The sequence below is a fragment of the Anabaena sp. CCY 9402-a genome, from assembly GCF_963920945.1.
GTDB classification, from domain to species: Bacteria; Cyanobacteriota; Cyanobacteriia; order Cyanobacteriales; family Nostocaceae; genus Trichormus; species Trichormus minutissimus.
In genome coordinates, this window is record NZ_CAWUDL010000001.1 from 170,239 (window position 1) to 190,218 (window position 19,980).

Annotated in this window: 23 protein-coding genes and 1 pseudogene; 8 read left to right on the forward strand and 16 right to left on the reverse strand. The window is 42.0% G+C overall.

What is annotated here, in order from left to right; genetic code table 11:
- Nucleotides 1-20: 20 nt before the first annotated feature.
- Nucleotides 21-317, reverse strand: a complete 297-nt coding sequence (locus ACM0OR_RS00750; protein WP_414574615.1) for a hypothetical protein — start codon at nt 315-317, stop codon at nt 21-23.
- Between the two features lie 493 nt (nt 318-810).
- Here ACM0OR_RS00750 and ACM0OR_RS00755 point away from each other — a divergent pair, with 493 nt between their 5' ends.
- The 4 genes from ACM0OR_RS00755 (at nt 811) to ACM0OR_RS00770 (ending at nt 4,244) form a co-directional block, all read left to right on the forward strand.
- On the forward strand, nt 811-1,608 hold the full coding sequence (locus ACM0OR_RS00755; RefSeq protein ID WP_237989144.1) for an MlaE family lipid ABC transporter permease subunit: 798 nt from the start codon (nt 811-813) through the stop codon (nt 1,606-1,608).
- A gap of 133 nt (nt 1,609-1,741) precedes the next feature.
- A complete protein-coding gene (locus tag ACM0OR_RS00760; protein ID WP_414574616.1) occupies nt 1,742-2,128 on the forward strand; it encodes a DUF3119 family protein in 387 nt (128 codons plus the stop codon).
- 160 nt (nt 2,129-2,288) lie between these two features.
- Nucleotides 2,289-3,518 (forward strand): DUF3086 domain-containing protein, encoded by a 1,230-nt coding sequence (locus tag ACM0OR_RS00765; protein ID WP_414574617.1) that lies wholly within the window; start codon nt 2,289-2,291, stop codon nt 3,516-3,518.
- 66 nt (nt 3,519-3,584) lie between these two features.
- On the forward strand, nt 3,585-4,244 hold the full coding sequence (locus ACM0OR_RS00770) for a Uma2 family endonuclease (RefSeq protein ID WP_323266524.1): 660 nt from the start codon (nt 3,585-3,587) through the stop codon (nt 4,242-4,244).
- A 47-nt stretch (nt 4,245-4,291) separates the two neighbouring features.
- Here ACM0OR_RS00770 and ACM0OR_RS00775 read toward each other — a convergent pair whose 3' ends face one another.
- Nucleotides 4,292-4,600, reverse strand: coding sequence for a hypothetical protein (locus ACM0OR_RS00775; RefSeq protein WP_414574618.1), 309 nt, complete (start codon nt 4,598-4,600; stop codon nt 4,292-4,294).
- Nucleotides 4,590-4,745 (reverse strand): annotated as a pseudogene (locus tag ACM0OR_RS00780) (BrnT family toxin); the annotation flags it as partial. The gene ACM0OR_RS00775 and the pseudogene ACM0OR_RS00780, both read right to left, overlap by 11 nt.
- Nucleotides 4,746-4,915: 170 nt before the next feature.
- Here ACM0OR_RS00780 and ACM0OR_RS00785 point away from each other — a divergent pair.
- From ACM0OR_RS00785 to ACM0OR_RS00795, 3 genes are all read left to right on the forward strand, one after another.
- Nucleotides 4,916-5,509, forward strand: coding sequence for an EF-hand domain-containing protein (locus tag ACM0OR_RS00785; RefSeq protein ID WP_414574619.1), 594 nt, complete (start codon nt 4,916-4,918; stop codon nt 5,507-5,509).
- 349 nt (nt 5,510-5,858) lie between these two features.
- Nucleotides 5,859-6,539 carry a glycerol-3-phosphate 1-O-acyltransferase PlsY gene (gene plsY, locus ACM0OR_RS00790; protein WP_414574620.1) on the forward strand — a complete coding sequence of 227 codons (681 nt, stop codon included), beginning with the start codon at nt 5,859-5,861 and terminating at the stop codon, nt 6,537-6,539.
- A gap of 60 nt (nt 6,540-6,599) precedes the next feature.
- The gene (locus tag ACM0OR_RS00795) at nt 6,600-7,022 is read left to right on the forward strand and encodes a DUF4189 domain-containing protein (RefSeq protein WP_414574621.1); all 423 of its coding nucleotides are present in this window, start codon (nt 6,600-6,602) and stop codon (nt 7,020-7,022) included.
- 24 nt (nt 7,023-7,046) lie between these two features.
- Here the strand turns inward: ACM0OR_RS00795 and ACM0OR_RS00800 are convergent, their stop codons facing one another.
- From ACM0OR_RS00800 to ACM0OR_RS00815, 4 genes are all read right to left on the reverse strand, one after another.
- Nucleotides 7,047-7,556 carry a DUF2382 domain-containing protein gene (locus ACM0OR_RS00800; protein ID WP_414574622.1) on the reverse strand — a complete coding sequence of 170 codons (510 nt, stop codon included), beginning with the start codon at nt 7,554-7,556 and terminating at the stop codon, nt 7,047-7,049.
- 93 nt (nt 7,557-7,649) lie between these two features.
- Entirely contained in the window at nt 7,650-8,537 is an 888-nt protein-coding gene (locus ACM0OR_RS00805) for a DUF2382 domain-containing protein (RefSeq protein WP_414574623.1), read from the reverse strand.
- 204 nt (nt 8,538-8,741) lie between these two features.
- The gene (locus tag ACM0OR_RS00810) at nt 8,742-9,560 is read right to left on the reverse strand and encodes a DUF2382 domain-containing protein (RefSeq protein ID WP_414574624.1); all 819 of its coding nucleotides are present in this window, start codon (nt 9,558-9,560) and stop codon (nt 8,742-8,744) included.
- 239 nt (nt 9,561-9,799) lie between these two features.
- The gene (locus ACM0OR_RS00815) at nt 9,800-11,719 is read right to left on the reverse strand and encodes a transketolase (RefSeq protein ID WP_414574625.1); all 1,920 of its coding nucleotides are present in this window, start codon (nt 11,717-11,719) and stop codon (nt 9,800-9,802) included.
- A 526-nt stretch (nt 11,720-12,245) separates the two neighbouring features.
- On the opposite strand from ACM0OR_RS00815, the gene ACM0OR_RS00820 reads away from it, so the two are divergent.
- On the forward strand, nt 12,246-12,518 hold the full coding sequence (locus ACM0OR_RS00820) for a hypothetical protein (protein ID WP_414574626.1): 273 nt from the start codon (nt 12,246-12,248) through the stop codon (nt 12,516-12,518).
- A gap of 65 nt (nt 12,519-12,583) precedes the next feature.
- Here ACM0OR_RS00820 and ACM0OR_RS00825 read toward each other — a convergent pair whose 3' ends face one another.
- The 9 genes from ACM0OR_RS00825 to mfd form a co-directional block, all read right to left on the reverse strand.
- On the reverse strand, nt 12,584-13,066 hold the full coding sequence (locus ACM0OR_RS00825) for a hypothetical protein (protein ID WP_414574627.1): 483 nt from the start codon (nt 13,064-13,066) through the stop codon (nt 12,584-12,586).
- A gap of 166 nt (nt 13,067-13,232) precedes the next feature.
- Complete coding sequence (locus ACM0OR_RS00830; RefSeq protein WP_414574628.1) at nt 13,233-13,436, reverse strand: type II toxin-antitoxin system HicB family antitoxin; 204 nt, start codon at nt 13,434-13,436, stop codon at nt 13,233-13,235.
- Between the two features lie 85 nt (nt 13,437-13,521).
- A complete protein-coding gene (locus ACM0OR_RS00835) occupies nt 13,522-13,791 on the reverse strand; it encodes a hypothetical protein (RefSeq protein ID WP_414574629.1) in 270 nt (89 codons plus the stop codon).
- Nucleotides 13,788-14,006: a hypothetical protein gene (locus ACM0OR_RS00840; RefSeq protein WP_414574630.1), complete on the reverse strand. Its 219-nt coding sequence runs from the start codon at nt 14,004-14,006 to the stop codon at nt 13,788-13,790. The genes ACM0OR_RS00835 and ACM0OR_RS00840 overlap by 4 nt, the downstream gene beginning before the upstream one ends.
- Before the next feature lie 79 nt (nt 14,007-14,085).
- Nucleotides 14,086-14,892, reverse strand: coding sequence for a Shedu immune nuclease family protein (locus ACM0OR_RS00845; RefSeq protein WP_414574631.1), 807 nt, complete (start codon nt 14,890-14,892; stop codon nt 14,086-14,088).
- A 119-nt stretch (nt 14,893-15,011) separates the two neighbouring features.
- Nucleotides 15,012-15,563, reverse strand: a complete 552-nt coding sequence (locus ACM0OR_RS00850) for a Uma2 family endonuclease (RefSeq protein WP_414574632.1) — start codon at nt 15,561-15,563, stop codon at nt 15,012-15,014.
- Between the two features lie 15 nt (nt 15,564-15,578).
- Nucleotides 15,579-15,917 carry a DUF5615 family PIN-like protein gene (locus ACM0OR_RS00855; protein ID WP_414574633.1) on the reverse strand — a complete coding sequence of 113 codons (339 nt, stop codon included), beginning with the start codon at nt 15,915-15,917 and terminating at the stop codon, nt 15,579-15,581.
- Nucleotides 15,914-16,138, reverse strand: coding sequence for a DUF433 domain-containing protein (locus tag ACM0OR_RS00860; protein ID WP_062296641.1), 225 nt, complete (start codon nt 16,136-16,138; stop codon nt 15,914-15,916). Before ACM0OR_RS00860 ends, ACM0OR_RS00855 begins: the two co-directional genes overlap by 4 nt.
- 63 nt (nt 16,139-16,201) lie before the next feature.
- Entirely contained in the window at nt 16,202-19,924 is a 3,723-nt protein-coding gene (gene mfd, locus ACM0OR_RS00865) for a transcription-repair coupling factor (protein WP_414574634.1), read from the reverse strand.
- Nucleotides 19,925-19,980 lie beyond the last annotated feature (56 nt).

Below are 19,980 nucleotides of genomic sequence, written 5' to 3' on the forward strand. Positions count from 1 at the left end.
TAAAACTAGCGATTTCATCACTAAGAGTCTATACGCAAAATTTGATAACGGTAGTAAACGTAAGTATCGAATAGCCCTCCGACAAAACCACAAGTCAGGCTAATCGCCAAAATCCCGTTCATAATAGACCCGTTACCAAAAATAGTGAGGAAATTTAATATTCCAGTAGCACTGATCGTAGCTAGCTCTTGCAATAGGGGAATATAGCCCCCAACCGCTAAAAATAGTAATATGCCGCCGATGACAACAAAAGGAGTCACGAAACTAAAAATAATCGTGAGCATCAAAGAGCGAAGATAGTTAGTGAAAGTAGTCATTTCAGACCAACTCCTAGAATCAAGTCAACAATAGCTAATTAGCCATACGTCCTTTTCTACAATACGTGCGATCGCTCCTCATCGCTCAATCTGTCAAAAATCTTAAGTTTTAATTAAAAAACATAGTCTCCTGCTACACTCAGCAAATCACTCTAAAACAGCGTAACAATCTCTTAAACCCTTATTAAACCGAGGTTATATTTCAAGCGATCGGGATGTTACAACTTTTAACGTGTTCATGAAAAGCTATGTTTCCTGAGAAAATCATTACAATAAGTTAATATTTTGAGGAATTTAGGTGATAGGGGACAGGTGACAGGTGACAAACTAATTCAAAATTCAAAATTATTCGCGTTAGCGTCACGCAGTGAAGAATTTTTGGTTTTTGACTTTTTTATGCCCCATGCTCATTGACTAAATGACTAATGACTATTGACTATTGACTATTCTCTTTCGCTATTCTTAAGGCAGTCACTGAGTTAGCTATAGAACATTGAGTGAAACTACATCCAAATCCGGTTTAGGAACGTGGAGTCAGCGATTGCTGGCGGCGATTTTTTTGGGTGGACAAGCTATGGTTCACCTGCTGAGGGGTAAAATCCACTGGCGCAATACTAAAGAGCAAATGGCAGCCGTCGGGCCAGATTCTCTATTTATTGCCCTGTTAACTGCTGTTTTTGTGGGCGCAGTATTTACCATTCAGGTAGCACGAGAGTTTATTAATTTCGGTGCGGGGAATCTTGTCGGTGGCGTGTTAGCAGTAGCATTGACACGAGAATTATCACCCGTGCTGACAGCCGTTATATTAGCAGGGCGTGTTGGTTCAGCATTCGCCGCAGAAATTGGTACTATGCGCGTCACAGAACAAATCGATGCCATGTTAATGCTGAGAACTGACCCCATTGATTATTTAGTTATCCCTCGCCTGCTAGCTTGCTGCTTAATGCTGCCAATTTTAACTCTTTTATCTTTGGTGACAGGAATGTTGGGAGGGTTGCTGATAGCGTCGAGTATGTATGGCATCTCCGATACAATGTTTTTAGACTCAGCCCGTAACCTTTTAGGTAGTTGGGATATTTTGAGTGCCATGATTAAAGCCTGTTGCTTTGGGATGTTCATCGCAGTGATTGGTTGTAGCTGGGGTTTGACTACCACAGGAGGAGCGAAAGGTGTCGGACAATCAACCACAACTGCTGTTGTCACCGCTTTGCTAATTATCTTTGTGAGCAACTTTTTCCTGTCCTGGATCATGTTTCAAGGAACAGGTGGTGCATTGTTGCAAGGATTTTAGGAGTGCGGTAAAGCCCTGGGGGCATAGCTGCGCTTAGAGCGGAGCGGGGCGTGAGCAGCGTTTTGAGTGATTAACTGAACTCAAAGCTTTTACAATTGGGAAAGTGTTTAGTAACAAAGCAGGAGGAGAAACTGTGACCAGTTCAATTGCTCCCAACTTTACATCAACGGTGGAACTTAAGCCTAGCTATAATATCCCCGTAGTTCTCGTGATTACTGCTGTTCCTCTTCTGTTTGTGCAACCCTTGCTAGGAGCAGTGTTAGCACTGTTGGGTTTATTTCTCTTATTTCAAACAGTGACGCTGCGCTTGCAATTTACCGCCACAGACTTAGATATTAAAAGAGGTGAAAAGCTGATTCGGCGTTTTCCTTATGGAGAATGGCAAAACTGGCGGATTTTTTGGAATCCAGTTCCTATATTGTTTTATTTCAAAGAAATTAACAGTATTCACTTTCTGCCGATTTTATTTGACCCTCATACCCTCAGAACTTGCTTGGAAGAGCGTTGTCCACGGATTTAGATGCAACTGCTACACAGTCATACAAGCAAGCTACGTGAAGTGTCTCTTATCCTGTGTTGATTGGTTTCGAGTTAGACTAATGAATCAAGAATTTTCGGGCAAGTCAATAGTATATTTCTAAAAGCTATTTATTCGTTTTATAGGGATTGCATTATAGTTTATGAACCCAGAGGAATCTCAAACCCCAGAACCGATTGATGAGTGGTTGGAACAAATCGAAGTAGAAAACCCTAAGCCAGAAAATCCAGAAAACCCATCTGGCGAGTCGGTTCTGGAAATAGCAGCCCAAACACCATCTGTTGAGCAGCCATCAGATGATACAAGTCCTGAACCTGTCGCTGATGCAGAAGTACCAGATGTGTTTGTTCAGCAGTTAGCAGGGGAAAATACAGCACTGGGTTCAGTCATGGAATCAGAAAAACTCATTGCTGAACTGCAACGCACCGAAGCATCTCTAAAAGCTGAAATCGCAACCCTGCAAACGACATACGACACCCTTCAAGGACAAATCAGAGAAACTCAAACCGCATTGGGAAAAGTAGTACAAGAGTCGTTAGCACAACTAGAACAACGCAAACAAACCCTACAAATTTCTATAGAACAACTAGAACGCCGCCAAGAACGCATTCGTAATGAGATGCGAACTACTTTTGCTGGTACATCTCAAGACTTAGCAATTCGGGTACAAGGTTTTAAAGACTATCTCACGGGTAGTTTACAAGATTTGGCAGCCTCAGCAGAGCAATTACAACTATTACCCCCTGTAACTCAAAGAGAAAAACCAGTTGCAGTTATCAAAGAAGCTAAACCTGCTGAACCCCAAGCAGGAAGTCCCCAGTTTGCTCAACAGCAGTTTCAAGAGACAACCAAGCAGATTCGTCGCCTAATTGACCAATACCGCAACAAACCCGATTATTATGGGCCGGCTTGGCAATTACGCCGCACCTTTGAACCAGTCCACGCGGAACGAGTCGCTAATTGGTTTTTTAGCCAAGGAGGACGGGGTGCGTTGCGGACAATGGGTAGTCGCTTGCAGAATGTTTTGATTGCATCGGCGGCAATTTCGATATTACATAAACTGTATGGCGATCGCCTTCGTACCCTAGTTTTGGCTAACACTCCAGAACGTCTAGGTGAATGGCGGCGGGGTTTACAAGATTGCCTGGGTATAGGTCGCCCAGATTTTGGGCCAGACAGGGGAGTAGTATTATTTGAAACAGCAGATGCCCTAGCACAAAAAGCAGACCGCCTAACCAAAACCAATCAATTACCCTTAATTCTCATTGATGATTCAGAGGAGCAAATCAGCCTGGGACTTCTGCAATTCCCTCTATGGTTAGCTTTTGCCCCTGACCCCAAAACCATGAGAAATTATGATGATGATTTTTAGGTATTGGTAATAGATTGAACAAAAGTGTGGAACTAACCCCGAACAGTGAACGGTACGGAGGATAAAATGGTTGTTACACTGCAACTGCGTCAAATTGATGTTCAACCGGGGCAGTGCTTGACATTGCGGGATATTAGTTGGGCAGAGTTTGAAGCAATCTTAGATGAAATCGGAGAACATCGCGCTGCACGAGTCGCTTATTATCAAGGGGTGCTAGAGATTCGGATGCCGTTACCGGAACATGAAGTTACGAAGGAACTCATCGGTGACATGGTTAAGCTTTTACTGGATGAGTTAAAACTTGACTGGGAAGCTTACGGCTCGACTACATTTAAACGTTCAGAAATGTCAGCAGGTGTAGAACCAGATACCTGTTTCTATATCCAAAACGCTAGTAAAATGATTGGCAAGCGGCGGCTAGATTTGTCAGTTGATCCACCACCGGATTTAGCAATTGAAATCGATGTCACTTCCAAAACTCAGCTTTCAGCTTATGTAGCCTTGAGAGTACCTGAACTTTGGTGTTACGCAGATGGCAAGTTACAGGTTTTTGTCTTGCATCAAGAAAAGTATATTGAGGTAGACACTAGCCCCATATTTGGGCAATTACCTGTAATTGAGGGAATATTGCAGTTTTTACCATTAAGTCTGACACAGGGATATAGTACAGCGCGACGAGCATTTCGTCAGTGGTTGCGTGGAATGTTAACGGAATCAAGAGACTGACTTAGTTGACTAATTAAGAATAGTCTGTTTGTTTATGCCGCGCTGTACTAATGCGATGAGCTATGCTCATCGTATTTTTGTGCTATTTCCCTCAAAGCCTCGTCAATTACGTCATTATCAACACCATGACGTTTGAGACTGGCAATCAATGCAGAAAAGGGATCTCCTTCCAACCTCTCTAAATCTGCTCGTAACCCTTGACCAATATAAGCTCGGATTAAAGGTTGATAACCAGAAAACCCTAGCAATGGCGCAACTTTTTTCAGATCATCAATCACGTCTTCAGGCATCCTAATCGTTACAGTAGTCATCGGACGGTTTCGGTCTAATCTTTTTTTCAAATCCTCAAGTTTCATAGTATTCACGCTCCTTGCGTGTTGCTTTACGAGCCGAAATAATGCGAATCACATCGTTATCACGCTCTATATGAACCACATAGAGCAGATTCCACCGCTTGTCCAAACCAATTACAGCATCTCTTGCTTCATCATTACGGCTAGCATCAACGACAACGAAAAATTAAATGAAATTTAATTTGATACTTCTTCTTAACTGTCTTAACTGTTCTTGTTTTAAATAAAACATTGTGAAATACTATCAAATAAGTTCATCCGCGCGGAATAAATGAACTAGCAAAGTTGATACAACATTTCATATAACGGAGATTAAATATGCCTCTTGTTGAAACTCAAGATTTGTTGGAGCGAAAATTCGATGTTTGTTTTACTCATGGTGACGTGAACGGTAACGGCGTTCTAGAACAAGCCGATGCACTCGCTCTCGCTGCTCGTGTTGCTACTTATCTCGGCGAGCCTATGGGCAGTCCCAAAACACAGAAACTGTTCCAAACGTTGGAACACTTTTGGACTCATGTACAAGCCAAGATGGATGTTGATAACGATGGCCAAGTGACTCCGGAGGAATGGCGCAATGGCTTAAAGTCCTTCGCCGAAGATTTAGAAGCCTATAAAGCAGCCTTCCATCCCCTTGCAAAAGCGATTTTCACAATCTGCGATCGAGACGACAACGGTTTCCTCGAACAAAGTGAGTTCGCCAAATTCCACCAAGCTTTTGGCTGTAACTCGACGAACAGCCAGCTAGCTTTCCAGAAGCTCGACAGCAACGGCGACGGACAGCTTACGGTCGATGAACTCCTGACCGCGCATTTGGAATACTACACCAGTAGCGACCCAAATGCGCGAGGCAACTGGCTGTACGGCGACGTTTGGGACAATACGGTAGTTATCGGCAGCAAGACAAGATGACCTACTCAAGCGTCGTTGCCAGACTGACGCGACCCAAGCTTGGGTCGTGCAACGATTCACAAAAAATTCTGCCATATAGCTGAAAATCCTTACATGAAAAGGGTTTCAGTTTTTAGCTATACGGTACTTATTAGTTATGAATCAACATTGCCTAGTTTGAGCTAATTTAGACAATGTTTAATAACTATTCTTTGCATTTCAAATCCTCAATTTTCATAGTATTCACGCTCCTTACGTGTTTCTTTACGAGCCGAAATAATCCGAATCGCATCGTCATCACGCTCATAAAACTCTGGGGCGACTCAATATAGACTATTAACTATAAACTATTAACTCTTTTAAATTTCCTATGGCTGTTTGGTTAAGTTTGTGTGGTGCAGTCGTACTTATAGCTTACCTGTTGGGTTCTTTCCCTACAGGGTATATTGCTGTCAAACAACTTAAGGGTATTGATATCCGGGAAGTGGGTTCAGGCTCAACAGGTGCAACCAATGTTCTCAGAACTTTAGGTAAAGGTGCGGGAGCATTTGTTTTATTGATGGATTGTTTAAAGGGAGTATTAGCGATCGCTCTAGTCTACTATTTATTCAACTTCGCCTCTAGTCAAAATCTTATCCCCACCCCAGTAGACGTAAAAATTTGGCAACCTTGGCTAGTTACCTTAGTAGGTTTATCCGCCATCTTGGGACATAGCAAGTCTATCTTTTTAGGGTTTACTGGTGGTAAATCTGTCGCTACCAGCTTGGGGATTTTGTTGGCGATGAGTTGGCAAGTGGGTTTGGCTACACTGGGTGTGTTTGCGATTGTCGTAGCTATATCGCGGATTGTATCATTGAGTTCAATTATTGGCGCGATCGCAGTTTCTATCCTCATGGCCATTTTCCACCAACCCTTGCCCTATGTTTTGTTTGGTGTGGCGGGTGGGTTGTATGTCATTTTGCGCCACCGAGGTAATATTGAGCGGTTATTAGCTGGTACAGAACCTAAAATTGGACAGAAGCTAGCAACTGAATCAGAAAATAACGCATAAATTGCGGAATGCCTACATAAAGAAACTGTAGTTCTCTAACAGAGAGTTCAATCAAAAATTATGTTGGCAAATACACTACAAAAAACTTTATTGGCAGTTGCTACAGTATTAGCTACTTTACCAGGATTTACCCAGGTTGCTCAAGCTCAAAGCCGAGATTTATTTGCTGCAATTTCCTATTCTCCATCAACAGGCGTTTACACATCTGCAACTGGTTTATCACGCCAGGAAGCTGAACGGGGTGCTTTTTACTCTTGCAAACAACAATCTCGCGCTAATGATTGCTCAGTCCCAATATGGTTTAAAAATGCTTGGGGAGCTTTAGCTGTTGGTTCTAATGGTGCTTATGGTACAGGTTGGGGTTACGATACTCAATCCCCTAGAAGGGGACGTACTATTGCCGGACAATATGCTGTGCAAACCTGTAAAAAATATGGCGGTGTCAATTGTCGAGTGGTATTTACAAAAGAAGCTAGATATTAAGTCATTGACAACGGAACTGTCAATTTATTTTTCAGTCTTTGGTAATTGACCTTTAGAACAACGGTCAAACCACTCTTGGTATTTTTGCTGGTGTTCTTCATTGTCTACAGAAATGGATACTAATACCTGCTGACAACCGTGGTTGCGTTCTAGAGCGATCGCATTCAATAATAAACTAGCTATCTTAGGAGACATAAAGCGGCCACTAACAGTTAAACCACTAACTTGACTAGTAAATTCTAGTCTTTCGCTTTGTGTTAACTCAACCCCAGTTATTTCCCCACAGCTTAAATCAATTTCTGCTAATTGCTTATGGTCTGGGGTAATTTGTTCTACGATTAGTTTCTCCCGTCGGACAGGAACTTGTACCATCGTTGTTTCAATGACTTTCCGAACAATGACTTCACCAATTTTTTGCTTACTGCTACCAACTACTAACTGTTCTTCAAGTAAGCGAATCAGTTTCTCTTCATCGTTTGTATGCTCTGATATTGTCTGATGATCAGATGTTTCTGATGTTAAATATTCAGTCATATAAATAATATGTGTAAATTTATTATACAAGTGTAGGTAAAGTTTAAAAACTATACCTGCACTTGTACTAACTTGACCTACGTTAATTAACGATTAACGCTCTTCAACGGGAAGACCAGAAGTATTCACGTCTAACTCTTCACGGCGGATAGTATCTTCAGCTTGAACTGTGTCTTGTTCTACGACTTTTTTCACTCTGACTTCTTCCCGCACAACAGCTTCTTTGCGAATATCAGGGGTTTCTTCATGAAGTTCTATACGAGTAACTTCACTTTCACGGAAATTCGCTTCACCGGGGGAAACAACTCTACCTGCATTTTCTGGCGTGACACGCTCAACTACAACTCGTTCTCTTTCTAGTGGGACTGCAACTCGCGCAGTTTCAGTTTCAACGTGTTTACCAACGGTGACTTCTCCGGTTTTTTGACGGCGTTTACTTGCAATCAACCGCTCTTGATATAATTTCATGGTTTCATGATGCGGTTCATTCAGTCCATACAAACTAGGTTCTTGTTCGTATTTATAAGTATCACGGGTATAAGCAGGTGTAGTTCCTAATGGTGCTTCTACAGGTGTTCTTGTTTCTAAAGGTGTTGATGTATCTAAAGGTTGGGTGCTGTAATTGGGATTGCGATATACTCCACGCACTCGCTCTTCATAATCTTGGTCTAGACTTAAACGTTCATCAAATTCTGGTAAGTTTTCGGCTTGTTCTCTGGTCATACCAACTGCATAAACGCGGTCTGTGCCGTGGTCAATGCGAGTGCGACCAACTGGTAATAAAACCTTCTTACCAAAGATCCAGAAGCCTAGGTCAACAATTAGATAACGGAAATGTCCATCATCATCAACTAAAACATCGTTAACAGTGCCAATCTTTTCATTATTTCTTTCTGTGTAGACACCCAGACCTTTGATGTCATCACCTTGCAATGTATCACGGTAGTTAGGATCAAAATCTTCTAATTTGTAAAGTACCATCTACTTGAACCTCAATGTTTTATAACTTCTCTCATAATTACAAACTTAAAGATTAATGTGAGAGATTGCATCTTTCGTTTGAATGAATTATTGGTATCCAACAATATCAAAGGTTATAGTTATTTAGTTTGTAGTAATGGCTTTGCTTCCCAAGGCTAAAACCATTACTACAAACTTTGCATTATTTACACCGAATGACTTTCTTCATTCTTGCTTCAATGTGGCATTACCTGCTGTATTGATATCTAATTCCTCCCGCCGAATTACGTCTTGTGCTTCTACTGTTTCTTGTTCGATGACTTTTTTCACTCTGACTTCTTCACGCACAAAAGCTTGCTTACGAATTTCAGGTGTTTCTTGGTAAAGTTCTATCCGTGCTACTTCTCCGGCTTGGAATTGAACTTCTTCTGGCTCTACTATGGTATCTGCGGCTGTTCGTGTAACACGTTCAATCACAACCCTTTCTTTTTGCACAGGAACTGTAACTCTGGTAGTTTCTGTTTCAATATGTTTACCGACTGCTACTTCTCCTGATTTCACCCGTTTTTTGTTGGCAATCAAGCGTTCTTCATACAATCTAAAGGTTTGATGATATTGCTCATTTAAATTGTATAAAGATGGTTCTTGTTGATAGCTATATTTCTCACGATCATAACTTGCATCACCAGTTTGAGGACGAAAAACATTACGAACTTTCTCTTCGTAATCCTCGTCTACTACCAAGTTTTCATGGTATTCCGGTAAATGTTCTACTTGTTGTTTACTCAATCCGTCTACATAGACACGTCTGGCAGGATAATTGATGCGAGAGAGTCCAATTGGTAGTAATATTTTTTTATTAACTGAATCTAGATTGGTAGAAACAACTAGATAACGAAAACGGCCATCGTGGTCAACTAAAGTATCAGCGATTGAGCCAACTAACACTCCACCTTCAGTATATAGTTCTAAAGATTTTACATCAGCACCAGCAAAGGTTTCTCGATAGTTAGGGTCAAATTCTTCCAGTTTATAAAGAGGCATATTTTATTCCTAATTTGTTAAAACAATATCTAATGCCGGACTATTTGATTTGTGAGAATGGCGAGATTTCAGCACACTGATTTGTTTGAAAAATCCGAGTTCTCGGCTATCACAAAATGATTGAGTAGGCTATACTCATCAGCATAAAAATGTTTTGTCTTGATTCCCTCTGGCTAGCGACTGAATTTGTCATGGGGGGTAGGGAGTAAGTTGGTGAAAATAAAGGACTGAAGTCCTGACTACAAACTGGAGGGAGTGGCGATCGCAGCAGCAGTTCCCACGGGTTGTCTAATTTGCGCTCTTACTGCCTCTACAATGGCATCAGCGTCAATTTTGGCAGCATGAAGCAATTCTTCCGGCGTACCGGAACTGGGCAGATCACGCACCGCTAACTTGATGACTTGCAGTTGTGGCCCGTCATAACTAGAAATATCACCACTACCCGCAAAGGCATCTAACACAGCTGCACCTAATCCCCCTTCACTCCAATGGTCTTCCACTACTACTAAGTTACCCTCTGTATCATGGGCGGCTTGATGCAGGGTTTGCACATCAATGGGTTTAATGGAGTAGGCATCAATAACCCGGACTATAATCCCTTCATTTTTCAGTTGGTCATAGGCTTTGAGTGCTTCATGTAAAGTAATCCCTGCACCAATTACTGTGGCTTGGTCTTGGTCGGAACTACGAATAACTTTGCTTCCACCAATGGGGAACTGTTCATCTGCACCATAGATAACTGGGGTGCTTTCCCGTGTAGTGCGGAGGTAGACTATACCATTGCGATCGCTCATTTGTTCTACTAACTGCGCTGTCTGATTGGCATCGCAGGGATATAAGACTGTGCTACCCCAAACAGCCCGAAACGCTGCTAAATCTTCCAATCCCATCTGGGAAACACCATCTTGACCAATAGATACACCCGCATGAGAACCAACTAATCGAATATTGGCGCGGGAGACAGCCGCCATCCTCACAAAGTCATAAGCACGAGTTAAAAACGCCGCAAAGGTAGAAGCAAAGGGTTTGTAATTTCGGATTTGCAAACCGACAGCCGCCGCCACCATTTGCTGTTCGGCAATGTACATCTCAAAGTATCGTTCTGGGTAAGCTTCGGCGAAATCTTCAGCGTAAGTAGAATTGCTCACCTCTGCGTCGAGGGCAACTACTTGCGGTTGTGCAGCACCTAAAGCTTTCAGCGCATCACCATAGGCGCGGCGAGTTGCCACCTTTGCACCTTTGTCGTAATTAGGAAGTTGCAAAGGTTGGGATGTGGCGATGGTTGCAGGCTGTGCTTGGGTTTCTGGTTTGCTAACTGTGATTGTAATTTGGTGTTCACCACCTAATTGGGCGATCGCTTGTTTTTCTGCATCGGGTTTTAAGGCTTTACCATGCCAACCCCCCAAATCTTCCAGAGAACTTACGCCCTTACCCTTCTTGGTGCGGGCAATAATTACCGTGGGGCGATCGTTAATACTCACAGCCGCACTAAAAGCTTGATCAATCTCCGTCAAATCGTGACCATCAATCTCAATTGCTTGCCAACCAAAAGCCCTAGCCCGATTAGCATAGGCTTGAGTGTTCCAACCTAATTCTGTCTGACCCCTTTGACCAAGGCGATTAACATCAATGATGGCAATGAGATTATCTAGGGTATAGTGAGCCGCATGATCAAACGCCTCCCAAACCGAACCTTCGGAGGTTTCACTATCACCTAATAATATCCAGACATTATAGGGTAGCTGATCTAAATACTTGCCAGCTAGAGCTAACCCCACACCAACGGGTAATCCCTGTCCTAACGAGCCAGTGGCGACATCAACCCAAGGTAAAACAGGTGTGGGATGGCCTTCTAAACGACTTCCCCTTTGTCGCAATGACAGCAATTCTGCATCAGTAATTACCCCAGCCGCTTTATACATCGAGTAAAGCAAAGGCGCAGCGTGTCCTTTAGAGAGAATAAAGCGATCGTTATTGGGGTTGTGGGGATTATCAAAATCGTAGTGGAGATAATTAGATAATAAAACCGCCATCAAATCCGCCGGCGACATTGAAGACGTAGGATGACCTGAACCAGCAATAGTTGTGGCGCGAATACTATCAATTCGCAATTGTTGCGCTAGTTCATGCCATTGGTGTAGCTGCTCCTGTGTAGTCATGATTATTTACCTGGGTGAAAAAGAAGAAGATGAAAAATTTTTTAAAATGGACTTAAAATTGCTGATAATTAAGTGCAAATATCAGCGAATATTACATCTATTAGCTAGGAAGTAAACTGCCGATATATGAGTGAGGTAGAAGAACCCCACCCCCAACCCCGTCCACGCTTGCGAGGAGGGGACTATGATGTACTTCATATAAGAACTGTTAGCTATAATGCACCTGAATACTACAGCACGGTGTAAATAGAGAAAGCATACCCCTGTGGGGAAGGAAGCTACTAAATAAGTGAAAAGCCTAAATGGTTAGATTAATATTCTTGAGTTAAATCTAAATAGTGGAAATAATAATTACTTCTTTCTAATGGAATAATAAATGTTTATTTCTCTAGGAAGACAAAAAAGCTCATAAATATAATTACTTTAGAGGAATATTTTTTGAAAATATTTTTTCTATTACATCTGGGCGTAAATAACTCAACTATTAAAGAGCCAATACTTTACCCTTATATGTCCAATGGGTGAAATGAATTTACAAATACAAGAATTACCAAACTCAAAGCGATCAACTGGGCTGGGTGGAACGCCATCGCCTAGAACTATTCAAGAAAATTCTACGCCTGGAAATAACGATTCATTAATTGCTAAAGGGTGGCAGCGTGAACAATATATTGGTATTGCTATCTTATTTATCAGTTTGATTGCTGCGATCGGCTTTTTTAGTCGTCGCTTTGAATATGCACTTTTGTTTGCGTTAGCTCTCAGTATCGCTTTAATGATTTTGCTTCTTAATGTTTAAATTTAAAAGCAGGAGGAGGAAAGGGTGTAGAGGAGACAAAGTAGAACCCACTCCCCACTCAGCACTCAATTCACCGTTGGTTTAGCACGCTGCTGCTGATAAAGTCCGACAACTTTCTGCACATAGGTAACAGTAAAGCCACTGTTACAACCTGTGTAGTTACCAGTCATCCACCAACAAGAAGTGCTACGCACAGCAGCAATTTCATTATTGTTGGTAGCGCGAAACTGCTGATTTAACTCGCGGCGGACAATGCAAGAAATAACTTGGCGTGCGATCGCCGGGTTATTTTCAAACTCTGTCGGTGTAACCTCTTTTTTGAGACAATTCCTTGACCAGCCTTTAAGGGTTTCTGGTTTTACTTGCCAATTACTGTACAGTCCATCATTTACTTTGCCTGTTTGTGGTGCAGCTAGGCGCAATGCTTCTACCATCGCTGCAACTTGAGCATTAGATACCCGTTGTTGTGCTTGAGCTAACAATGGCGACATTGTAAAGCTAAAAACCAATCCAGAAATGAGTAGTAATTTCCTGGTGTTTTTTCTCATAGGTGGATTAATTTTTAATACAGATAAACATCAAAAGTTAGCATACTATTTTTTGCATCCCCACAAAATCCCATACTGGGATGAGGATAGTTGAAATTCAAAATTTCAAAGTAGCGATCGCTCTAATTGTGATCAAACCTGCTTGCCAGAAAGCCAGAAATAGATTTCATACAGCAATTTCAACAACTTGATCTGTTGACTTAATTGCATTAAGACTGTTGGCAACATCTAGCCAACCTTCAATCACGTCTTTTAAATTAGCCATCACCTTTTCCATCGTGTCGCCTTCAGTAATATAAACGGGAAGCGCGGGAACTTCTGCCCAATAGCCACCTTCTTCTGCTAGATGAATAATTGCTCTGATTTTCATAGACCTGTTAAGTTAGGTTTTGAGAATATGCTAACAACCATAGCTGTTTGCGCTCAACTGTGGTGCAGGCGATCGCGTTGCATTCCTAAAACAGAGACAGCAGCTTGTTATAATCTGCGTGCGAACCCACCCAAAACCAAACAATTGTATCTCCTTCTAACTGTCCTACTGTCCGATAACTTTTGCTAATCCGTGCTGAATAAATTGGTAGTTCTGGATGGACTTTTTTGAAACGCAAGCTTGGATGGCTCGGATTTTGTCTGAAGAGGCGGTATGCTTCACGGGTTTGCTCTTGAATTTGCTCAGGTAGATCAGCAAATGCTTGTCGAAACTGAGTAGTTATACGTGACTTCACAATTTCTCTGGGTCTAACTCTTGGGTTTTGCCTGCATGATATTCAGCCATCGCCTCAGATGCAAGTTTGGCAAGTACATCCGGGGAATCACCAAAAGCTTCATCCCAAAGGTGTTCATCTTCTAGTTCTTCCAAAATCATCGCTGCAATTACATCTTGCTCATCAGCCGGCAAGGTTTTTAATCGAGATATAGCGTATTCCAGTAGCTCAGTCATAGCTATCTATTGTTAAGAAAGTCATAATATCAATTATCTCTAATTGCTCAGTTATTTTTTTGAAAAGAAGAAAGCAGTTCTAATTTTTTTGCTTTTTCCTAGATGTTTTCCATTTTTCAGATGTCATTTTACCATTGTAAGAAAGTAATTTTCCCTTTTCCCAATCTTCAATATCATAACCACGACTAATTAGTAAGCTTTTTTGCTCTGGAGTGATCTTCAAAATTTCAGGCAATAGACAGTCGAATAGAAGAGGTTCTTCTTGATGTAAATATTTGATTTCAAAATAATTTTTACTAAGCTTAAGAACATTTTTTTTTAATCTAGGGCTATGTTTGTAGTAGCTAATTAAGCTGTCATATGTACATATATGGATATCATCGTTACAAAGATTAGCTAATCTATCCCTCATACCCTGATTAACAGATTTTTGCTCACTTCTACCAATCACTAACAAGTATTTAAAAAAAATAGGATTAGCCCGAAGCTGTATAGGTATGAGAAGGGGATTCAGCCGTCTTAAAACTTCATTTTTATTTTTAGCTATAAATTCCTGCCAAGAATAAATTTGTGACATTGCCTCAGTCATTTCTGACGTAGAAACAATTTTATTTTTGTCATTTCGGAAGAGTGCTTTATTTGGATGTTCTAGCTCAACTAAAACAACATACCAAAAATCTGAAGACTTTGTTAAATAAACAAAATCAGTCACTAATGATGTGTCTAAGGGGAATTTAGATATGATTGAACTTAAATGAACTTGATGGTTCAGAAGAAATGGTGTGTAAAATAACTCAGTATTTTTTTCAAGAAAATCTTGGCAGTTTTGCTCTGTCACATCATCTCGGTTCAACAGTTCCTGAAATTCGATAGTAATATCAGACATTGTAAGCTAACACTATATAAACTTTTCTAAGATTACTTTAATTTAAACTAACTAGAAATCAACAAATTCAAATTTCATAAATTTTTCCTAATATTAATTAGAGCTTTCTATTCTAATAATCAATCAAATGAATTTCCTACTGTAAGCTGTAAATCACTTGCAAAAGATGGTACAGGAAGTAAATGTTCTACCTGATCAAATAATTCTGGTGGCTGGTTTGAGAAATATACAAATACTACTCTTTCCGTGGGGTCAATTAGCCAACCCATTTGAGTTCCATTTTTCAAGGAATGCAATATTTTAGCAATGACTTTCGTTTGGCTTTGTCCAGGTGAGAGGATTTCAATTATCCAATCGGGTGCTAGTGCAAAAATATTGGCGATACCCCCATTTTCATTGCGAGGAATTCTATCCCAAACAAACACTGCTACATCTGGAACGATCGCACGCCCTGCAAAAATGCAGCGTAACTCTGGAAACGCACGCGCAATTTTTTGCGGCTTAGTGACTCCATTGATGGTAATAATTAATTCACCTTGAATCGTACTGTGTTCACCCTGTGGCATGGATTTCTGAATAATATGACCATTAATGTACTCACTTGCAGGTTTAGTTTCTGGTAGCTGAAGAAACTCCTCTAATGTCAAAGTTTTGGTTGGTGTCTGTACCATTGGCGACTACCTTTCCTATTCTCCACTGATTTCAACTAACTTTTCACCTGTTCGCAAAAGCTCTAATGCTTTTGGCAAAGTAGCAATTAAAATCTCTTGTAACCGAGAATTTGATGTATTTCCGCAAGTTAACCAGATAATTTGCGGAGGTGTTCCCAGACGCTCAACCAAGTCAACAAAGTCGCTATCCTTAGTTATAAAGATAACTCCTTGAGTTTTTGCTGCCTCAAAAATATCAAGGTCTTCAGCGTCTCTCAGACCAACATCACGTAAAGCTAAAGCTGTTATACCAAAAGTGTTGCTGATCCAAGTTGCAATGGCAGGCGATAAATGTGCATCTATCCAGATTGTCATGCTACTAACACTGGATGATTGAGCTTCCGTGAAGCATATAGTAGTGCTGCTTTGAGATCATCTGCTTCTAGATCAGGCATTTCTTCTAATATTTGTTCTGCATTAAGTCCAGCAGCAAATAAGTCTAATACATCTGACACCCTAATTCTCATCCCTCGAATACATGGGCGACCGCCGCATTGTTTGGGATTAATTGTAATTCTGCTCAGTAAGTTTGACATATAGTTTTACTTGATGATTAATCCTAATCTACTATTTAAAAAACAGATGCCTCTGCGTAGACGCTAGCTGCTTGCTGTAAGCATCGCTCCCTGCATTCTCCCTAAAGCATCGATTAAACTTTGCAATTGTTGGTCTGCTTTCAACACGGCTAAACCGCGTACAGTTACCTTACCAGGAGAATAAACAAAGCGGGTTTTCAGATGTTCTGGTAAGTTTGCTGCAAGTAAATTCCAAGCTGGTTCTTCCATTGGGGTTTCTAAAACAATGTGCTGCTTGTTCTCTGGTTTAATGCGGCTAAATCCTAATTTTTTCGCTATTTGTTTGAGTTCCATTACCCGTAATAGTTGATTGGCGGGGACTGGTAAACTACCATAGCGATCGCTCCACTCAGCTGCAATCAGGGTTAATTCTTCTTTGGATTTCACAGCCGCTACCGCACGATATGCACTCATCTTTTGATCAATATCAGGAATATAATCAGCAGGGATAAAGGCGGTGAGGTTGAGGTCAATTTGGGTATCGTCAACTTTGGGTATTTCTTGACCGCGAATCTCTCGAATCGATTCTTCCAACATTTCCATATACAAATCAAAGCCGATCGCTTCCATTTGACCGGATTGTTCTGCACCTAGCAAGTTACCCACACCCCTGATTTCCATGTCGCGCATTGCTAGCTGATAGCCAGAACCGAGTTGTGTAAATTCCTGAATCGCCCTTAAACGTTGCCGTGCGGCATCAGATAACTCTCGCTGTTTCGGGTAAAATAACCAAGCGTGGGCTTGAATCCCTGCACGTCCAACCCGTCCGCGTAATTGGTATAGTTGCGATAAACCAAACCGGTGAGCGTCTTCAATTAAGATGGTGTTAACGCGGGGGATATCTAAACCTGATTCAATAATTGTCGTACAAACTAGGATATCTGCGTCACCATTGCTGAAGGTGAGCATGGTTGATTCTAATTCGCTTTCGTCCATTTGACCGTGAGCGATCGCAAATCTTCCCCCTGGGATCATCTCCCGTAGATTTGCCGTTGTCTCTTCAATTCCTTCAACTCTTGGGACTACATAAAATACCTGTCCGCCTCTATCTAGTTCTTGACGAATTGCACTACGTATGCTGTCTGGATTTCTGGGGGAGAGGTGAGTTTGAATTGGTCGTCTGGTGGGGGGTGGGGTGGTAATCAAACTCATTTCCCGAATCCCTGATAAGGACATATACAGGGTGCGAGGAATTGGCGTGGCGGAGAGAGTCAGGACATCAATTTGGGTTTTCAGGCTTTTAATTTTCTCTTTCTGGTTCACTCCAAATCTTTGTTCTTCGTCTATTACCAACAGTCCTAAGTCTTGGAAACTCACACCTTTGCCTAAAAGTTGGTGTGTCCCGACGACTATATCTAATTCACCTGTGGCTAGACGCTTTTGAATATCCCGCCGTTCTTCTGCACTGCGGAAGCGGTTGAGTAAGCCGACATTCACGGGGTAAGGGGCGAAGCGTTCTTTGAGGGTGTGGTAGTGTTGCTGGGTGAGGATGGTAGTTGGTGCGAGTAAGGCGACTTGTTTACCGGAGGTGACAGCTTTGAAAATGGCGCGGATGGCGACTTCTGTTTTTCCGAAACCGACATCACCACAAACTAAACGATCCATTGGGCGATCGCTTTCCATATCTCTTTTGACATCCTGCACAGCTTTTAGCTGGTCGGTTGTAGGTTGGTAGGGGAAGGAATCTTCCATTTCCTCTTGCCAAGGCATATCTTGGGGATAAGAAAAACCCTGTTGTTGCGATCGCGCGGCGTACAATTTCAGTAAGTCTACCGCTAATTTCTTGATGGCTTTGCGGACGCGGTTCTTGGTATTTTCCCAAGCTTTACCCGTCATCTTATGCAGTTCTGGGGCTTTATCTCCGGTGCTGCGGAATCTGGATAATGAGCCTACTTGGTCAGCTGAAACTCTCAAAGTACCGTCAGCATACTGCACTACGATGTAATCACGGGTTTCGTCGTTGATTGTCAGGCTTTCTAACTTAACAAATTTGCCAATCCCATGACTTCTGTGAACGACATAATCCCCAGGACGCAATTTATTTGGGTCAACTTGCTTAGATGCAGCCTTACGCCGTTTGCGGATGTAGCTAGGTGTGGCTAAGGAATGCTGTCCAAAAAATTCTCGGTCAGTGATGACTACTAAGCGGTAAGTCGGTAAAATAAAACCTTCTAGTTCCGCCAGTCCCGAATATTTCAAAGCTATGGGGATATGGTTGATTTGCAGCTTGTCAATGGCTTGGTAGTCGCGGGGGTTGGGAATAAACTGCGCCGGACAATCGTGTTCTTGTAAGAGGGAGACAGAACGGGAAGGTTGAGCAGAAATTAACCAAATCGAGAAATTGCGATCGCGTTCTTGGCGTAGCGTGTCCGCCAGTTTTGCAAATTGGTGCGGCGTAACGGGTACAGCCCGACTAGCCAAATTCATCCCGCTATTTTCTTCTGCTAGTTCTGATAAGTATAAAGTTTTAAATCTGGTGACATCAGCTAGACAGTCATCAAAAGACCGATGGATTTTGGGTAATTGTAGTTTGCCCAGTTCATATTCTCCCGTTCCCAGTGACCATTGTTCCTCGGCGTTTTCCACCCAGCGATCGCTATGAGCATGACATTGTTCTGGCTCATCAATGGCAATTAGAGTATCCTCTGGTAAGTAATCCAGTATTGAAGCGGGTCTTTCAAAAGCTAAACCCAAAAATCTGCGACTACCTTCTATGAGTGGCGAGTGCTGAGTCACCGAAGTTTGCCCGGAGGAAGACCCTCCTTGCAACTTCTCGCTGTTAGCGGTAGCGATGCGTTCAGCCGATGCTGAGTCAGAATTCAACTCAGCACTCAGCACTCGGAACTCAGCACTATCCTTGAGTGCTTCTAAAATAATGGGAGTAAAGCTAGTAGGGGTGAGGGTAATCTGTGCAATTTTGTCAAGGGCAGAACGTTGAGTTGTGGTGTCAAATTCCCGGATTTGCTCAATTTCATCACCAAACCATTCTAACCTGACTGGCAATTCCGATGACACGGGGAAGACATCCACAATATCACCGCGCCGACTCCACTGTCCTTCTGTCTCTACTAGCGGTACGCGTTCATACCCCAAACGAGTAATTTTTTCACTGAAAATATCCAGGTCAAATTCCATCCCCCGCTTCAGGGTGAGACATAAGGGAGTAAAAGCTGCTGGTGGCGGTAAATGTGGTTGCAACGCCCCAACAGTAGCTACTACTGCGATTTTATTTAATTGTTGACCGTTGACTATTGATTGTTGACCGTTGACTATTGATTGTTGACCATTGCTTATTGATTGTTGACCATTGCTTATTGATTGTTGCCCGTTGCTTATTGATTGTTGACCGTTGCTTATTGATTGTTGACCGTTGCTTATTGATTGTTGCCCGTTGCTTATTGATTGTTGACTCTTGACTAAATCCGCCAAAACCTGCATCTGTCCCCAGGTCATTTCCGTTTCAGGATCAAAGAGTTCGTAAGGAGAAGCTTCTGAAGTTGGGTAAAAATGTACCGTCTGCCATCCCATCGCTTCTAACTGTGCGTAAGCGCGTCCGGCTTCTTCCAAGGTGGCACAAACTACCAATAAATTCCTGTGGGAATTTTGTGCTAATGCTGAAGCGACTAAGCCTTTAGGTAGACGAGAGATGCCATTTAAGCGCAAATCTTGTTGACGATTTAACTTAGAAAGTAACTCAGTGCTGAGTGGCGATCGCGCCAAGGCACGCACAATAGAAGAAAATGCCATAAGTTCAACTAACGGAGGAAGTCTTTGTAGATTGAGAAGGTATAGTGACGGCTATG

Coding starts and splice junctions, on each gene's coding strand:
- ACM0OR_RS00750 (WP_414574615.1), bottom strand. CDS start 317: ATGACTACTTTCACTAACTATCTTCGCTCTTTGATGCTCACGATTATT.
- ACM0OR_RS00765 (WP_414574617.1), top strand. CDS start 2,289: ATGAACCCAGAGGAATCTCAAACCCCAGAACCGATTGATGAGTGGTTG.
- ACM0OR_RS00770 (WP_323266524.1), top strand. CDS start 3,585: ATGGTTGTTACACTGCAACTGCGTCAAATTGATGTTCAACCGGGGCAG.
- ACM0OR_RS00775 (WP_414574618.1), bottom strand. CDS start 4,600: ATGAAACTTGAGGATTTGAAAAAAAGATTAGACCGAAACCGTCCGATG.
- ACM0OR_RS00785 (WP_414574619.1), top strand. CDS start 4,916: ATGCCTCTTGTTGAAACTCAAGATTTGTTGGAGCGAAAATTCGATGTT.
- plsY (WP_414574620.1), top strand. CDS start 5,859: ATGGCTGTTTGGTTAAGTTTGTGTGGTGCAGTCGTACTTATAGCTTAC.
- ACM0OR_RS00795 (WP_414574621.1), top strand. CDS start 6,600: ATGTTGGCAAATACACTACAAAAAACTTTATTGGCAGTTGCTACAGTA.
- ACM0OR_RS00800 (WP_414574622.1), bottom strand. CDS start 7,556: ATGACTGAATATTTAACATCAGAAACATCTGATCATCAGACAATATCA.
- ACM0OR_RS00805 (WP_414574623.1), bottom strand. CDS start 8,537: ATGGTACTTTACAAATTAGAAGATTTTGATCCTAACTACCGTGATACA.
- ACM0OR_RS00810 (WP_414574624.1), bottom strand. CDS start 9,560: ATGCCTCTTTATAAACTGGAAGAATTTGACCCTAACTATCGAGAAACC.
- ACM0OR_RS00815 (WP_414574625.1), bottom strand. CDS start 11,719: ATGACTACACAGGAGCAGCTACACCAATGGCATGAACTAGCGCAACAA.
- ACM0OR_RS00820 (WP_414574626.1), top strand. CDS start 12,246: ATGAATTTACAAATACAAGAATTACCAAACTCAAAGCGATCAACTGGG.
- ACM0OR_RS00825 (WP_414574627.1), bottom strand. CDS start 13,066: ATGAGAAAAAACACCAGGAAATTACTACTCATTTCTGGATTGGTTTTT.
- ACM0OR_RS00830 (WP_414574628.1), bottom strand. CDS start 13,436: ATGAAAATCAGAGCAATTATTCATCTAGCAGAAGAAGGTGGCTATTGG.
- ACM0OR_RS00840 (WP_414574630.1), bottom strand. CDS start 14,006: ATGACTGAGCTACTGGAATACGCTATATCTCGATTAAAAACCTTGCCG.
- ACM0OR_RS00845 (WP_414574631.1), bottom strand. CDS start 14,892: ATGTCTGATATTACTATCGAATTTCAGGAACTGTTGAACCGAGATGAT.
- ACM0OR_RS00850 (WP_414574632.1), bottom strand. CDS start 15,563: ATGGTACAGACACCAACCAAAACTTTGACATTAGAGGAGTTTCTTCAG.
- ACM0OR_RS00855 (WP_414574633.1), bottom strand. CDS start 15,917: ATGACAATCTGGATAGATGCACATTTATCGCCTGCCATTGCAACTTGG.
- ACM0OR_RS00860 (WP_062296641.1), bottom strand. CDS start 16,138: ATGTCAAACTTACTGAGCAGAATTACAATTAATCCCAAACAATGCGGC.
- mfd (WP_414574634.1), bottom strand. CDS start 19,924: ATGGCATTTTCTTCTATTGTGCGTGCCTTGGCGCGATCGCCACTCAGC.